12 protein-coding genes and 2 pseudogenes are annotated in these 14912 nt (G+C 32.3%); 2 read left to right on the forward strand and 12 right to left on the reverse strand.

Annotated elements, in window-relative coordinates:
- Nucleotides 1–102: 102 nt before the first annotated feature.
- Nucleotides 103–1359: a POTRA domain-containing protein gene (locus Q4Q39_RS00665; protein ID WP_303280449.1), complete on the forward strand. Its 1257-nt coding sequence runs from the start codon at nucleotides 103–105 to the stop codon at nucleotides 1357–1359.
- A gap of 213 nt (nucleotides 1360–1572) precedes the next feature.
- On the opposite strand, the gene Q4Q39_RS00670 is transcribed toward Q4Q39_RS00665, so the two are convergent.
- Nucleotides 1573–5025 carry a pyruvate carboxylase gene (locus Q4Q39_RS00670; RefSeq protein ID WP_303280450.1) on the reverse strand — a complete coding sequence of 1151 codons (3453 nt, stop codon included), beginning with the start codon at nucleotides 5023–5025 and terminating at the stop codon, nucleotides 1573–1575.
- 257 nt (nucleotides 5026–5282) lie between these two features.
- On the opposite strand from Q4Q39_RS00670, the gene Q4Q39_RS00675 reads away from it, so the two are divergent.
- Nucleotides 5283–6014, forward strand: a complete 732-nt coding sequence (locus tag Q4Q39_RS00675) for a metallophosphoesterase family protein (RefSeq protein WP_303280451.1) — start codon at nucleotides 5283–5285, stop codon at nucleotides 6012–6014.
- A 2-nt stretch (nucleotides 6015–6016) separates the two neighbouring features.
- Here the strand turns inward: Q4Q39_RS00675 and Q4Q39_RS00680 are convergent, their stop codons facing one another.
- From Q4Q39_RS00680 to Q4Q39_RS00730, 11 genes and pseudogenes are all read right to left on the reverse strand, one after another.
- Nucleotides 6017–6712 (reverse strand): TIGR04283 family arsenosugar biosynthesis glycosyltransferase, encoded by a 696-nt coding sequence (locus Q4Q39_RS00680; protein WP_303280452.1) that lies wholly within the window; start codon nucleotides 6710–6712, stop codon nucleotides 6017–6019.
- Nucleotides 6705–7562, reverse strand: coding sequence for a DUF547 domain-containing protein (locus Q4Q39_RS00685; protein WP_303280453.1), 858 nt, complete (start codon nucleotides 7560–7562; stop codon nucleotides 6705–6707). The genes Q4Q39_RS00680 and Q4Q39_RS00685 overlap by 8 nt, the downstream gene beginning before the upstream one ends.
- A 741-nt stretch (nucleotides 7563–8303) precedes the next feature.
- Nucleotides 8304–9275, reverse strand: coding sequence for an arsenosugar biosynthesis arsenite methyltransferase ArsM (arsM, locus tag Q4Q39_RS00690; RefSeq protein WP_303280454.1), 972 nt, complete (start codon nucleotides 9273–9275; stop codon nucleotides 8304–8306).
- 2 nt (nucleotides 9276–9277) lie between these two features.
- On the reverse strand, nucleotides 9278–10090 hold the full coding sequence (locus Q4Q39_RS00695; protein WP_303280455.1) for a purine-nucleoside phosphorylase: 813 nt from the start codon (nucleotides 10088–10090) through the stop codon (nucleotides 9278–9280).
- Between the two features lie 50 nt (nucleotides 10091–10140).
- Entirely contained in the window at nucleotides 10141–10776 is a 636-nt protein-coding gene (locus tag Q4Q39_RS00700) for a TIGR04282 family arsenosugar biosynthesis glycosyltransferase (protein ID WP_303280456.1), read from the reverse strand.
- Nucleotides 10769–11263: a rhodanese-like domain-containing protein gene (locus tag Q4Q39_RS00705; RefSeq protein WP_303280457.1), complete on the reverse strand. Its 495-nt coding sequence runs from the start codon at nucleotides 11261–11263 to the stop codon at nucleotides 10769–10771. The genes Q4Q39_RS00700 and Q4Q39_RS00705 overlap by 8 nt, the downstream gene beginning before the upstream one ends.
- A gap of 50 nt (nucleotides 11264–11313) precedes the next feature.
- A pseudogene (locus Q4Q39_RS00710) lies at nucleotides 11314–11502 on the reverse strand (metallophosphoesterase family protein); the annotation flags it as partial.
- Nucleotides 11493–11905, reverse strand: a pseudogene (locus tag Q4Q39_RS00715) (TonB-dependent receptor plug domain-containing protein); the annotation flags it as partial. The pseudogenes Q4Q39_RS00715 and Q4Q39_RS00710, both read right to left, overlap by 10 nt.
- Nucleotides 11905–12960 (reverse strand): arsenosugar biosynthesis radical SAM (seleno)protein ArsS, encoded by a 1056-nt coding sequence (gene arsS / locus Q4Q39_RS00720; protein ID WP_303281295.1) that lies wholly within the window; start codon nucleotides 12958–12960, stop codon nucleotides 11905–11907. The gene arsS and the pseudogene Q4Q39_RS00715, both read right to left, overlap by 1 nt.
- A gap of 272 nt (nucleotides 12961–13232) precedes the next feature.
- On the reverse strand, nucleotides 13233–13568 hold the full coding sequence (locus Q4Q39_RS00725) for an arsenosugar biosynthesis-associated peroxidase-like protein (RefSeq protein ID WP_303280458.1): 336 nt from the start codon (nucleotides 13566–13568) through the stop codon (nucleotides 13233–13235).
- 194 nt (nucleotides 13569–13762) lie between these two features.
- Nucleotides 13763–14905: an acyl-CoA dehydrogenase gene (locus tag Q4Q39_RS00730; protein WP_303280459.1), complete on the reverse strand. Its 1143-nt coding sequence runs from the start codon at nucleotides 14903–14905 to the stop codon at nucleotides 13763–13765.
- Between the last annotated feature and the right edge of the window lie 7 nt (nucleotides 14906–14912).

Here is a 14912-nt window from a genome sequence, read left to right on the forward strand (position 1 = left end):
CCAAATATGGGGGACAAATGATGATTTTGTAGTAAATCATTAAAAGTCTAAAAGAGTTCGTTTTAAAAGTTTTATTTTTAATGCATGATTTTGCCCTTTTATATGTTTAAAAGAACCATTATATTTTTATTGTTTATTTCAGGTTTGTATTCTTATGGACAAGAAAAAATAGTACATGACCTTAAAATTCAGGGTAATAAAAAAATAAAAACCTCATTTATAAAAGGCATATCTACTATCAAATCAGGTAGTCCATTAGATTCTTTAACTATAGAACAAGACATTTTACGTTTAAAACGATTGCCTTCAGTTTCGCATGCTTATTATCAGGTATTTCTTTCAGAAGACAATCAATACAATGTATTTTATAATATTGAAGAAAATTTTACACTCATACCGTCTTTAAATATTTACACGACTAATGATGATGAGTTTGCATATCGAGCAGGACTTTATGAGTTTAATACATTAGGCAGAAATATAACTGTTGGAGGTTTCTACCAAAAAGATATTTATAGTTCTTACGCTGTAAATTTCAGAGCACCTTATTTGTTTTCTAATAAGCTTGGATTAGCAATAAATCATCAAAATTTAACAACTCAAGAACCTGTTTTTTTTGATGAAGGAACGGCAGATTATAAATATAATAATAAATCGTTTGAAATTTTAGGCTTGTATGAAATCAACTTTAAAAACAGATTTGAACTCGGTCTAAATTATTTTACAGAGGACTATAAGTTTAAAGGAGAAAATATTAATAACAGACCAGAATTAAATGTACATAAATGGCTAGTAAAAGGCATTTATGAGTATAACAACTTGGATTATTATTACCAATATATATCAGGATTTAGAAGTCAGTTTAACTTTCAGTATGTGACATCTACTAATAATATGTTGCCAGATTTTTTTATTGGTTGGAATGATTTCTTTTATTTTAAGCGTGTTGGAAAACGAGGGAATTGGGCTAACAGACTAAGGATGGGGTTATCAACTAACGATAATACACCATTTGCTCCTTTTTCAGTAGATAATAATTTAAATGTTAGAGGTGTTGGTAATACTATAGATAGGGGGACAGGTGTTATTGTGCTTAATACAGAATACCGTCATACTCTATATGAAAAGGACTGGTTTGTTTTGCAAGGAAACGCTTTTGTAGATAGCGGTACATGGCGAAACCCTGGAGGTGATTTTGGAGATTTTAGCAAAGAGGATAACGTTAAAGTATATCCAGGTTTAGGACTCCGTTTTATTCATAAAAAAATATATAATGCTATTTTTAGAATTGATTATGGATACGGTGTTACCAAAAACTCGACCAAAGGTTTTGTATTTGGTATAGGACAATATTTTTAATTGTTATTCCTGCGAAGGTAGGAATCCACTAGTTTATAATTATTTTGATAGATAAATGCTCTGCCAAGGAACCTTTAATCAATAAACCTGTAAATTTTCTGTTTTGTTGTATAAAACAAATTTGGGTGACATCTGTTTTTATAAAAACAAAGTAGCAATATTAATATTTCTAATATCAAAGTGGTTCCCTGCCTTCGCAGGGACGACAAAACATTATTCTAATAGCAATACCAAGTCATCAGAATTTACCATAGTACCCTTCTTTAAAGCAATTTGTTTTACGGTTGCATTTTCAACGGCAGTAATAGTCGTTTCCATTTTCATAGCTTCTATAATAAATAATGGTTGGTTTTTTGCAACCTGTTCTCCTTTTTTCACCAAAACGGTAGATAACATACCTTGTAAAGGGGCGCCTATTTGTTTTTCATTAGTTTTATCTACCTTAACATGTTCAACCTTATCTACTTTTATAGATGTGTTTTTAATTTCAACACTACGTCCTTGACCATTTACCCTAAAATAGACTGTAACTATACCATCTATATTTGGTTCTCCTACAGATTCCAGAGTGATAAGTACCGATTTCCCTTTGTCTAGTGTTACTATAATGTCTTCCCCTATATCCATACCATAAAAGAAGTTTTTAGTGGGTAAATGCATAAGATTGCCGTATTTCAAATGTTTGTTGTAGGCATCAGTAAATACTTTTGGATAAAGGCTGTAAGATAAAAAATCAGTAATGTCTATGGGCCTGCCTAAACCTTTTTCAAATGTTTTTTTGAAGGATTTGTAATCTTCCTCAAGGTCTATAGGGGGTATATGAGCGTTAGGTCTGTCTGAGTATGGTTTTTGGTCTTTTAAAATTAATTTTTGAAGCTTTTTAGGAAAGCCCCCAACGGGTTGTCCTAAATCCCCTTTAAAGAAACTTACCACAGATTGTGGAAACGAAATAGTATCTCCACGTTCTAGCACATCATTAATGGTTAAATTGTTGCTCACTAAATATTGTGCCATATCACCAACAACTTTCGAGCTTGGAGTTACCTTGACAATATCACCGAAAAGCTGATTTACCTCGCCGTACATTTTTGTTATTTCATGAAAACGATCCTCTAAACCTAAAGCCTGTGCTTGTGGTTTAAGATTAGAATATTGTCCTCCGGGAATTTCGTGTTTAAAGACTTCTCCAGACCCAGCTTTTAAACCAGATTCAAATGGATAATAATACTCTCTCACAGATCCCCAATAATTTGAATAGTCATTTAAAGAATCTATATTTATAGAAGGTTCTCTGTCGTGATACTTTAACATCTCAACAATGGAATTGAAGTTTGGTTGTGATGTTAATCCAGATAAACCACCTAAAGCAACATCAACTACATCTACACCAGCTTCAATAGCTTTTAAATAGGTTGCAGATTGAACAGATGAAGTGTCGTGAGTATGTAAATGGATAGGAATATTTATGGCTTGTTTTAATGCTGAAATAAGTTCGAAGGCGGCATATGGTTTTAATAAGCCGGCCATATCTTTAATAGCTAAAATATGAGCACCAGCATTTTCAATATCCTTAGCTAGGTTGGTATAGTATTTTAGATTGTATTTTGTGTTTTCGGGATTTAATATGTCTCCAGTGTAACAGATAGAACCTTCTGCTAATCCTTTTGTTTTATTTCGTACATGCTCTATACATGGAGCAATAGATTTCATCCAATTAAGAGAATCAAAAATTCTAAAAATATCAACACCATGTTCCCAAGATTGCTCTACAAATTTTTCTATTAAATTATCTGAATAAGCTTTATAACCAACACCATTAGAACCTCTAATTAGCATTTGTAATAAAACATTTGGCATGGCTTTACGAAGCATTTGAAGGCGTTCCCATGGGTTTTCTTGTAAAAATCGCATACAAACATCAAAAGTAGCACCACCCCAAACTTCCATACTAAATATTTCTGGATGATTTTTTGCATAACCTTCTGCAACTTTCATCATATCAAAAGTACGCATACGAGTCGCTAATAAACTTTGATGTGCATCGCGCATCGTGGTATCTGTAAAATGAATTTTCTTTTCATTTTTTAACCATTTAGAAAACTTTTCAGGACCTAATTTTGTTAATAGATCTTTAGTGCCTTCGGTGTGATTGGCAGTGAGATCAAATTTTGGAATTTTTGGTTTTACAAAGGTTTTAGATGGATCTAATTTTTTTACATCTTCATTTCCATTAATAATAGTGTCTCCCAGATAAGTGATAATTTTTGTAGCTCTGTTTCTAGATTCTTTAAAATTGAATAAATCAGGATTCGACTTAATAAAGTTTACCGTTATTTTTCCTTTTTTAAAAGTATCGTGTTTTAGAATATTAATTAAAAAAGGAATGTTGGTTTTTACCCCTCGAATTCTAAATTCAGCTAAAGCACGTCTTACCTTTCTACTGGCACCATCTAAAGTTCTACTATTAGCAGTAACTTTGACTAACATAGAATCGAAAAAAGGAGAAATCGTAACACCTTGATAAATACTACCAGCATCTAAGCGAATACCAAATCCAGAAGCACTTCTATATGCCGAAATAGTTCCGTAATCTGGTTTGAAATCATTTTGCGGATCTTCAGTAGTTATTCTACATTGTAATGCATACCCCGTTATTTTTATGGTTTCCTGATTTGTTATTTTTATTTGTTGATCTGATAATTTATAACCTCCAGCAACAAATAGTTGAGTTTTAACTAAATCTATATTTGTAACAACCTCAGTAACAGTGTGTTCTACTTGAATTCTTGGATTGACTTCAATAAAATAAATCGAATCATCTTCATCTACCAAAAACTCTACGGTACCAATATTATTATAATTTACAGCTTTACAAATTTTTATAGCATAATCATATAAGGCTGTTTTTGTTTCTTCTTTTAAACCATAAGAAGGCGCGAATTCTATAACCTTTTGATAGCGACGTTGTACAGAACAATCTCTTTCATATAGGTGTACCGTGTTACCATAATTATCTGCAACAATTTGAATTTCTATATGTTTTGGATTTTCGACAAATTTTTCTAAAAATACGGTATCGTCTCCAAAAGCATTTAGGGCTTCACGCTTACTTTCATTAAAAGCACCCTTTAATTCGCCTTCTTTTCTTATAACCCGCATACCTCTTCCCCCGCCTCCAGAAGCTGCTTTTAGCATTACAGGATAGCCAATTTTTTCAGCTTCACTTAACGCTGTTTTTATATTATTTAAAGGTTTTGCATTGCTTTTTATAATAGGAATATCATTATCTATTGCGACTCTTTTAGCTGTAATTTTATCGCCTAACGCTTTTAAAACACTAATCTTGGGTCCGATGAAAATAATATTATTATCCTCGCATGCTTTTGCGAAAGCTGCATTTTCTGAAAGAAAACCATAACCAGGATGTATAGCATCGGCACCGCTTTCTAATGCAATTTTTATAATAATATTTATATTTAAGTACGGTTTTAAAGGTTCATTGTCTTCACCTATTTGATAGGCTTCATCAGATTTGTGCCTGTGAAGAGAATACCTGTCTTCATAAGTATAAATACCAACAGTTTTTACACTAATTTCAGCACATGCTCTAAAAATTCTTATAGCAATTTCACCGCGATTGGCAACCAGTACTTTTTTAATTTTCATTTGTATAAATAATTACAGTTACAATAGGTTATAAACTTAATGAATTATTGTGAGTGGTTTGAGTAATTTTTAAGTAATTGTTAATTAAAACATATTTTTATTATTAAATGTGTAATTTTTTATTTGTTCTAAGTTTTGAAATTAGAAATTCTAAATTATTAAAGGCTTAATCAGATGTAAAATTATAGGCAAGAATTTTTCGATCATATATTTTATAAACCTTTAAAAAAAATTACTTTTACCAAAAAAAATAGCTAATGAGAACATTTGCAGTCGGAGACATTCATGGAGGTTTAAAAGCTTTAACTCAAGTATTGAATAAAATTGAAGTTAAAGAAGAAGATACACTTATTTTTATGGGCGATTATGTAGACGGATGGAGTGAGTCAGCTCAGGTAATTGAGTTTTTAATAGAACTATCTCAAAAGATACATTGTGTTTTTATAAAAGGTAACCATGATGTTTGGTGTGAAAACTGGTTGAGTTCTGAGGATGTAAACCCCATTTGGTATATACATGGAGGAAAGGAAACCATTGAAAGTTATGCCCATTTTTCTAAGGATGAAAAGAAGCAGCATTTAGAGTTTTTTGAAAACATGCCTTTGTACCATATTGATAATGAAAATCGTTTATTTGTTCATGCAGGTTTTACTTCGATGCATGGTGTGGAAAAAGAGGTGTTTAAAGAAACACTTTATTTTGATAGAACCCTTTGGGAAATGGTTTTGAATAAGGACAGTAATATAGGAGAAGATTCTATTTTATACCCTAATCGTTTAAAACATTATAAAGAAATTTATATAGGTCACACACCTACGACTAACTTTAATTCAGATATTCCAATGCATGCTGCTAATGTATGGAATGTCGATACAGGTGCAGCATTTAAAGGGAAGTTGTCTATAATGGATTTAAATTCAAAAGAAGTTTTTCAAAGCGATAATTTACCAGCTTTATACCCTGATGAGAAAGGGAGAAATAAAGATTGATTTTATTTAAAAACATACTTTCTATAATAACGGTTTAGCTCATCTGCATCTGCGCCCATCCATTTTTTTAGATGAATTCTTAAAAAATGATACTGTAATCTCCATACACCATTAGTACAATAACATCTTGCTGAAGTTGTTAACCATTTTTGGATAACAACAAATTGTTTGCGATCATATAATTTAGCAATAAAATCGTTGTCTTCGTATATCGTGAAGTCTTCATTAAAACCTTCAATATCATTAAAAAGTGAAACTGTTACGAATTGACTTTGATCACCGCCTCGACAAATTTTCCAAGGTAAACGTGTTAGCTGACCAGCAAGTATAAGCCATAAATGATTGCTGTTAAATTTCATTCTAAAACAACCTGCTTTATTCCCATTTTTGATTTCGTTTATAATTAAGGTATCGAAATCTTTTGGCGGAAATGAATCGGCATGTAAAAAGTAAAGAATACTTCCTGTAGCACGTTTGGCTCCTAGATTCATTTGTTTGGCACGTCCTTTTGATGAATTGAAGAGTTTTACGGATTTAAATTTTGAAATAATGTTAAGAGATCCGTCAGTACTTCCGCCATCCACAATAATTATTTCAGCTATGTTTTCTTTCGATGAATTTTCTAAAAGATGAGTAAGCAAATTATCAATATGATCTGCTTCGTTTAACATGGGGATAATTATTGATATTTTACTCATTTAAATTCCAATTATAGTCTATAAAATTCTTTTTCGCTTTGTCAGAAATTGTGATATCTGAGTATTGATTAAGAAAATCAATTAATGTACCGGTTTGTTTAAAATCTTTGGCAAACCACTGAAATATTTTTGAGAGGCCAAGACTGTTTTTAGAAATGGTATTTCTTTCAGGGTCATTTAAGAATTCTTTAGTTGCGTTGGTTAATTGTTCATCTATGCCTAATTCCGTATAAGCTTCGTTTTGTAATTTAGGACAAGAGAACGAAGCGCAAACTATAGCAAAATGAATACGAGGCTCATCCATTTTACGTAAAATTTGATGTTCAATTTCATTTAGATTATACCATTTTTCACCAAGTTTCCAAAAGCGTTGTTCCCAAGGTTTTTTAATGTCTTTAATACTTTTAATGGGGTAATATCGCAAAATTAAATCGATGGTCATAGCATTATAAGCATTGATCCAATAGGCAAGTTTAGCTTCCTTTGTCGTGGAGTCTTGTGGTATATGGTTGCCTAGATAAGTAATGTAATTTACTAATTCATTTCGATTCGTTTTAAAAGCTTTGTAGTCAACATGACCTTTATTTGAGACATGTTTTTGAAGTAAAGTATCCCAAGACGAATGATCAAAATTTTTCGTTGATTTTATTTTTTCTGGTACTTTTTTTATTTCTGGGTCAATATTATTCTTCTCCAAAATAACATTGTTTTTTTCTTTATTAACAACAACAGTGTCAACCTTTATTGGTTTAATTTGTTTGATGTTTTTTGAAGTGTTTTCTGTGATGTTTTTTGTACTGGAGCAGGATAATAAAGCAATTATTATGAACAAAACTGTAATGTACTTCATATAAAGCATTTTTTATTATAATGCTTTTGACGATATAAAACGAAAGTTCTTACTACAAATTATAAATTTAAATGATAAAGAAGCGATTGCGCATATTTTTGGAGTACTTTTTAAGCTATTCCAACTTGGAAAGAAAAAGCCAAAACTCACTTTTTTTAAATTCTTAGAATTTTAAAAGATATCACTCTGGCTTTTTTGGGGCTATTTATAGCAAATCCATAACGCCACTACTCACTACTTTATTATTATAAGGTAAAAAGGGTAGTGTCTAACTCGCGCTAGTGGTTACTATATTTATCTGCTTAATAAGAAGGTTTGTTCTATTTTTTTGAACAAATACTATAAGGGATTTGTTGGTTTTACTATGTAAAAGTAGGGTTTTTACCATTATTTTAATTCAGATTAAGGGCTGTTATGAGTCGACAAATTTCGATAAAAAAACTTATCTCTAAAGGATGAAAAATTACCTGAAAAGGATCGTTGATTGAAGAGATTCGGATTAAAAAAACGATAATACGAATTTATAATTGTGTTCTAAGTAGATATGAAGTATGTTAAAGAAAATTGTTATAAAAAAATTAAAAACCTTCGTTTTAAAGAGTATTGTAAAAAAAGGAGCCTGATCTAAAAAAGTAAATAGAATTGAATGTCCGATTGAACGCAGCCGAAACCTTCATGTTTAATAAGGTATTTTAGTTCTCGATTGCGCTCGAACGGACAAAATTAGATTTTCAAACAGTCTTAACAGCACCCTCCACCATCATAATGGTATGTAGATTCTGAAAAATAAATATCATCTCTATTCAATGCCTTTAACATTCCTGCTGTTTTATCACAAATGGCTAATGGCTGATTTTTTAGTAAAACATGTCCAGCTTTATCATCAAAATAATCTTCATCTCCATAATAAATAGCTGCTTTACCTGTAAATATACAAGGGCCATCTGCAGGCATAGGGTCTTTTATAGCAGCAACTTCAATAGATTCTATATAAATTAACTCATCTGTTGGGTAATTTTTAGGATCTAATATTCTATAAGGCTTTCTCGCTCTAATTTCAATAGTGCCGAAACCAGCGTCCGTTAATGCTTTTACATAGTCTGCAATAGGTAAACTACCGCTTAAACATAAAGCACGTAATCTTTCATCATTACGTAACGTATCATTCATAGGTTGTTCGCATGTTGGATCACTCATTACTAATCTACCATGAGGTTTTAAAACGCGATACATTTCTGCAATAGCTTTTTTAAGATCGTCTGCTTTAAAAATATTGAATAAGCAGTTCTGAGCTGCCACATCAATACTATTATCTTCTACTGGAAGATTCATGGCATCTCCTTTTTTAAGATCAACAAATTCACTTTTAAACCATTCGTTTTGAGCTTCAGCTTCAATAAAATTTTTACGAGAGGCTTCTAACATTTCATCTACAACATCTACGCCTACAACACCTCCTTTTTGGCGATTAAAATAAGCGAACTGTAACAATTCCATACCACCACCAACACCAACATAAAGCATTTTTGGATTGTTGGTTAAATCGCGAGCATGAACTGTGCTTCCACAACCATAGTTCATTTCTTGCATGATTTTTGGTATTTTTAAACCAGGTAATTCCCAAATTGGGTTTGTGGTGCAACATAACCCAACATCGGGTGTTAAAGCTGCTTCTTTATAAACATCGTGAGTTGTTTCTAAATAATTATTCATAATTATAAGGTCTTAATAAGTTCTTTAAATAAGGTTATCATATCGGGTTCTGCTTTTGCGGCATTTTCAATAATCTCCGAAATGTTAACGGGTGCTAAGTTGTTTGGGTCGCATTCATCTGTTAAAACTGACACAGCTGCTGCTTTTAATTTTAAATGATTTGCCACAATAATTTCAGGTACTGTGCTCATACCTACAGCGTCCGACCCAATAATTTTTAGCATACGATACTCTGCTTTTGTTTCTAATTGTGGGCCGACAACACTTGCATAAACACCTTTGTGCAATTTGATAGTGTTCGCTTTGGCTATGCTTTCAAATTTTGAATTAATTTCAGCATTGTAAGGAGCACTCATATCTGTAAAGCGTTCTCCTAATTCACTAACACCCTTGAATGCTAAAGGAGAGCTGCCTTGTAAATTAATGTGATCTTCAATAAGCATTAGTTCCCCTTTTTTAAAGTCTAAATTAATGGCGCCAGCTGCATTAGAAACCAATAATGTCTTGATACCTAACTTTTCCATAATACGAACAGGGTAGGTGACATCTTGTAATGTGTAGCCTTCATATAAGTGAAAACGCCCTTGCATGACTATAATTTTTTTACCAGCAAGTTCTCCATAAATTAGTTTTCCTTTATGAAATTCAACCGTTGCTGTTGGAAAGTTAGGAATATGATTATAGCTCACTTCTTTTATGATGTCTATTTCGGTGATGAGTTGGCCTAATCCTGTACCGAGTATGATACCAATTTCAGGAGATTCAAAACCTTTGTCTTGTAGATATTTAGTGGTTTCGTTTATGTATTTAATCATCTTATTTTTTTTGAAATTAATTTTAAAAAATGCTATGTAATGTAATGAATTTATACGTCTTCAATTAAAGATTTAATCTTTAATTGAAGGGATTCATTATATTGATAAAATGCTGAGTTTTCTAAGTCTTCGAACGTGTCAATATCATTTAAAGCTTCTAATAAAGTATAAGATATATTTTCTTGACTTAAGTCTTTGAGCGTTACTTCAAGTAAGTGAGATTCACTCCAAGGTTTATTATTGAATATAGAATGATACATTTTTGTCATTCCTACTAAGTAGTAACCACCGTCAATAGCAGGCCCAAAAACAACCTCATTGCTATTTAAACTTTTTAATCCACCTTCAATATGTTCTAAGCTAATATCAGGTAAATCTGAACCTATAAGTACAATGCGTTCGTAGCCATCTTCAAACCCTTTTGTAAAAGCATTTTTCATACGTTCGCCTAAGTTTTTACCTTCTTGAATCGTTTTATAATCGTTTTTCCATTTGGTATTTATTACAGCATCAGAAAAATAGATTCGTTTATCTGCTTGAAGATTTTGAGTAGCCTCTTCGGTTACTTTAACTAATTCACTATAAACATCAAAAGCGCCTTGATTACCAATCGTTTTGGCGAGTCTTGTTTTTACTTTTCCTAGCTTTATGTTTTTTACAAAAACAATAACGAGTTCTTTATTCATATACTTTTATACCTTTTTTTAACCATTTACTCCATTCTTTCGAAAAGGTGTGAATGCTATCTGTTTCTTTTTCTGCGGAATTATAAACAGGAAAATTATTGCTTTTCCATTCAAAAATACCACCATATAAATTTTCTACATATCTATATCCTGCTTTTTTAAGACTGTCTGCTATAGATTCTGAACGAATTCCAAGCGAGCAATACACAACTATTTTAGCGTCTTTATTTGGAACCTTTTTTTGTACACTATCTATTTTAAAATGGTTGTAACCCACATGAATGGCGTTTTTTAAATGGCTTGTTTTGTATTCTTTTAACTCTCTGGAATCTAATATGATAACATCTGTTTTTGGCATTGCCAATTCCTGAACCGTTATATAAGGCACACTATTGTCGTTATATTGTTTCAATAACTTGTCAATAGATTTTTGTGCAAACAAAGAAAAGCTTTGAAGAAATAATAAAAAGAGGAAGGTGTTTTTCATAACGATTTAGTCTCTCAAATTTAATAAAATTACAACTGAATACCGAATCCTTATACCTTACTTTCTATGTCAGGTAGAATTTCTGTATTATCGCAAATTCCAGTAATAATTGTTCTGGCATATTCTTTAGGAAGTAATCCGTTTTGCATTAATTTGTTAGTTAGTTTATAATTGTAATTTAGTGTACGATGCTCATAGTTTAAAATACCATTGTCATCACCTAAAATAGTTGACCATATTCGTTTTGAAATTCTGGTAATTTAAAAAGCAGAATCTATAGAAACGGATGAATTTAAACTAACCTGAAATCCTTTTTTACTATTGTCATTTTTGGTTTTAATAACAATAACACCGTTTGATGCTCTGGTTCCGTAAAGTGCATCAGCATTAAATGATTACCGATTCAATATCGTCTGGATTGACTTCCATTACGTCGTTTCCAAAATCTATTTCTTGAAATCTGGCAGTGGCTTAATTGGTGATGAGATTAAAAACTGTTTCGTTATTTATAGGAATGTCATCTACGACAAATAGCGGATTGTTATTTAAAAACGATGCTTCGCCACGAATTGTGGTTTTAGAAGACGAACCAACGCCTCTAGTGCTTTGCGTAACTGTTGTTCCCACCTTTGCAGGGATATTTATGCAACAACACCTTGGCAACTACTTCCTGCACCTGCCGTACAACCATAGCAATGTTGTGAAATGACAATATTTCGCTCTTCTAATAATTCTTCATTAAATTCTGAAATATGCTTTGATTTACTATTAACTGGTAATTCTAACATTTGATTAAAATCGCAATCAAATAAAAACCCATTCCAACTTATGGACAATGTATTTGTACACATAACATTTGCTACAGCAGCAGGATTATAGGCTTCAACAAGTTGATACATGTAATCTTCGTAATTTTCTGAAGCAATTAAATAATCAAGAAAACGTGCAATGGGCAAGTTGGTGATAGCAAAAAGATTATGAAATTGAATGCTAAAATCTTCCATTAAAGCCTTTTTAAAATCTTTTTCCATAGCCCTTTGATCGCCTGGCAAAAATGCTCCAGATGGATTATAAACTAAGTCTAGTCTCAAATTACTATTAGGCATACCGTAGCCTACAGCATTAAGTTCTTGTAATGCTTTTATGGATTTGTCGAAAACACCATCTCCCCTTTGTTTATCTGTTTTTCCACGTGTCCAATGTGGCATAGAACTTACAACGTGAACATTATGCTTTTTGAAGAATTCAGGTAAGTCGTAATATTTTTTATTGGAGCGAATAATCGTCAGGTTTGAACGTACAATAAAGTCTTTAATACCCACTTTAGCAGCTTCTTCAACAAACCATCTGAAATCAGGATTCATTTCAGGGGCACCACCTGTTAAATCAAGTGTATGTGCACCAGAATTTTTAATAACTTCCAAACATTGTTGCATGGTTTCACGAGTCATGATTTCCTTTCGGTCTGGACCTGCATCTACATGACAGTGCTCACAAACCTGATTGCACATATATCCCACGTTTATTTGTAAAATCTCTAGTTTTTTGGCTTTTAAAGGAAACTGGCTTGTTTCAGATATTTTATCCTTAAAAGTAGGTAATTCACCATTTTTAAAAATTCCGTTAGATAAAATTTCTAATTGCCGGTTGCTTTGAGCTAAATCACTTTCGCGTTTTTGTAATGATTGTGTTTTTATTTTTGTCATGTCTACATTATCTGAGATCATAATTTTTTTTCATTGTTCATTTTGTCTTGATACAAAATGAACCAAAAAATCAAATCAATCTGAGGAAATTCCTGCGAATCATTCACTTCCGGAATTACGTGCTTAAAACTATGTTTAGCACCTCCATTCCTTCGTTCATTATTTCTACAGATTGATGGTTCCGACAAAGTCGGAAATTGGGGCTTGACTTTCTAATGAGTTATTTTTTATTTCAAATTATTTCTTCAACTTTCTAAACTCTATTACCCGTCTAATTTATTTACTTTATTCATCATTTGAACACCATGCACTAATGTTGCCCCACTTTTTATAGCAGCACCTACATGTATGGCTTCCATCATTTCGTCTTTTGTAACACCGCGTTGTAGACCATCTTTAGTATAAGCATCAATACAGTACGGGCATTGTTCTGTATGTGCCACGGCTAATGCTATTAAAGATTTTTCGCGAGCAGTGAGCGCGCCTTCTTCAAAAACTTTGCCGTAGTACTCAAAGAATTTATTTCCTAATTCTTCGCTCCATTCGGTAATTTTTCCAAATTTTCTTAGGTCAGCAGGGTCGTAATATGTTTTTTGCATAAAATATAATTTTTACTAAAGATAAAAATCTATTGAAGTTTTGTCGAAAAATTAAAAAATACTTAACAAAAAAGTTCAACTATTATTTTCGGCAAAAAATTAATAGTTGAACTTTATGTTTTTTATTTTATTGTAAGCTGCGAAAAGCAAATTAAAACCTGTTGATAAGCAGTGTTTTAAGATAATAGAGTGTTTTATTCTCTTATAAGACTTCTGGAAATTACAATTTTCTGGATTTCTGAAGTCCCTTCGTAAATCTGTGTAATTTTTGCATCACGCATAAGGCGTTCAACATGATATTCTTTTACAAAGCCATTTCCTCCATGTATCTGTACGGCTTCCACAGTGTGTTCCATGGCAACTTTAGAAGCATAAAGTTTCGCCATGGCACTCGATTTGTCATAATTATTGCCTTGATCTTTATCCCAGGCAGCTTTCATAACTAAGTGACGTGCAGCTTCAATTTCGGTATACATATCAGCTAATTTAAAAGCGATGGCTTGATGATTGCAAATTTCTGTGCCAAAAGCTTTGCGTTCTTTAGAGTATTTTAAAGCTAACTCATAAGCTCCAGATGCAATGCCTAATGCTTGTGAAGCAATACCAATACGCCCTCCTGATAAGGTTTTCATAGCAAATCTAAATCCAGAGCCATTAGCGCCTATCCTATTTTCTTTAGGAACTTTTACATCATTAAATTGTAGTGTATGTGTGTCACTTCCACGAATACCTAATTTGTCTTCTTTTGGTCCAATATGAAAGCCTTCCATGCCTTTTTCAAGAATGAAGGCATTAATACCATGAGACCCCTTATCTCTATCGGTTTGTGCTATTACTAAATATACATCGGCAGATCCACCATTAGTAATCCAGTTTTTTGTACCATTAATAATGTAGTGGTCCCCTTTTTTTATGGCAGTAGTTCTTTGTGAAGTAGCATCGCTGCCCGCCTCTGGTTCGCTTAGGCAAAAAGCACCAAGAAACTCACCAGTTGCTAATTTTGTTAAATATTTTTGTTTTTGTTCTTCAGAGCCATAAGTTTCTAAACCATAACAAACCAACGAATTATTTACAGAGACCATCACAGAAGCAGACGCATCTATCTTTGATAACTCCTCCATAATAAGAACATACGAGATGGCGTCCATACCGCTACCTCCATATTTTGGATCTACCATAATGCCCATAAAACCTAATGCTCCCATTTTTTTTACTAGTTCCTTTGGGAATTTTTGTTTATTATCGCGTTCAATAACGCCAGGGAGTAATTCGGTTTGTGCAAAATCGCGAGCAGCATCGCGTATCATAATATGTTCTTCTGAAAGATTAAAGTTCATAATTTTT

Source organism: Flavivirga amylovorans (genome assembly GCF_030540875.1).
GTDB lineage: Bacteria > Bacteroidota > Bacteroidia > Flavobacteriales > Flavobacteriaceae > Flavivirga > Flavivirga amylovorans.

Bases quoted from the DNA above. Each gene is read 5' to 3' on its own strand.
- Q4Q39_RS00665 (WP_303280449.1), top strand. From the start codon at position 103: ATGTTTAAAAGAACCATTATATTTTTATTGTTTATTTCAGGTTTGTAT.
- Q4Q39_RS00670 (WP_303280450.1), bottom strand. From the start codon at position 5,025: ATGAAAATTAAAAAAGTACTGGTTGCCAATCGCGGTGAAATTGCTATA.
- Q4Q39_RS00675 (WP_303280451.1), top strand. From the start codon at position 5,283: ATGAGAACATTTGCAGTCGGAGACATTCATGGAGGTTTAAAAGCTTTA.
- Q4Q39_RS00680 (WP_303280452.1), bottom strand. From the start codon at position 6,712: ATGAGTAAAATATCAATAATTATCCCCATGTTAAACGAAGCAGATCAT.
- Q4Q39_RS00685 (WP_303280453.1), bottom strand. From the start codon at position 7,562: ATGAAGTACATTACAGTTTTGTTCATAATAATTGCTTTATTATCCTGC.
- arsM (WP_303280454.1), bottom strand. From the start codon at position 9,275: ATGAATAATTATTTAGAAACAACTCACGATGTTTATAAAGAAGCAGCT.
- Q4Q39_RS00695 (WP_303280455.1), bottom strand. From the start codon at position 10,090: ATGATTAAATACATAAACGAAACCACTAAATATCTACAAGACAAAGGT.
- Q4Q39_RS00700 (WP_303280456.1), bottom strand. From the start codon at position 10,776: ATGAATAAAGAACTCGTTATTGTTTTTGTAAAAAACATAAAGCTAGGA.
- Q4Q39_RS00705 (WP_303280457.1), bottom strand. From the start codon at position 11,263: ATGAAAAACACCTTCCTCTTTTTATTATTTCTTCAAAGCTTTTCTTTG.
- Q4Q39_RS00725 (WP_303280458.1), bottom strand. From the start codon at position 13,568: ATGCAAAAAACATATTACGACCCTGCTGACCTAAGAAAATTTGGAAAA.
- Q4Q39_RS00730 (WP_303280459.1), bottom strand. From the start codon at position 14,905: ATGAACTTTAATCTTTCAGAAGAACATATTATGATACGCGATGCTGCT.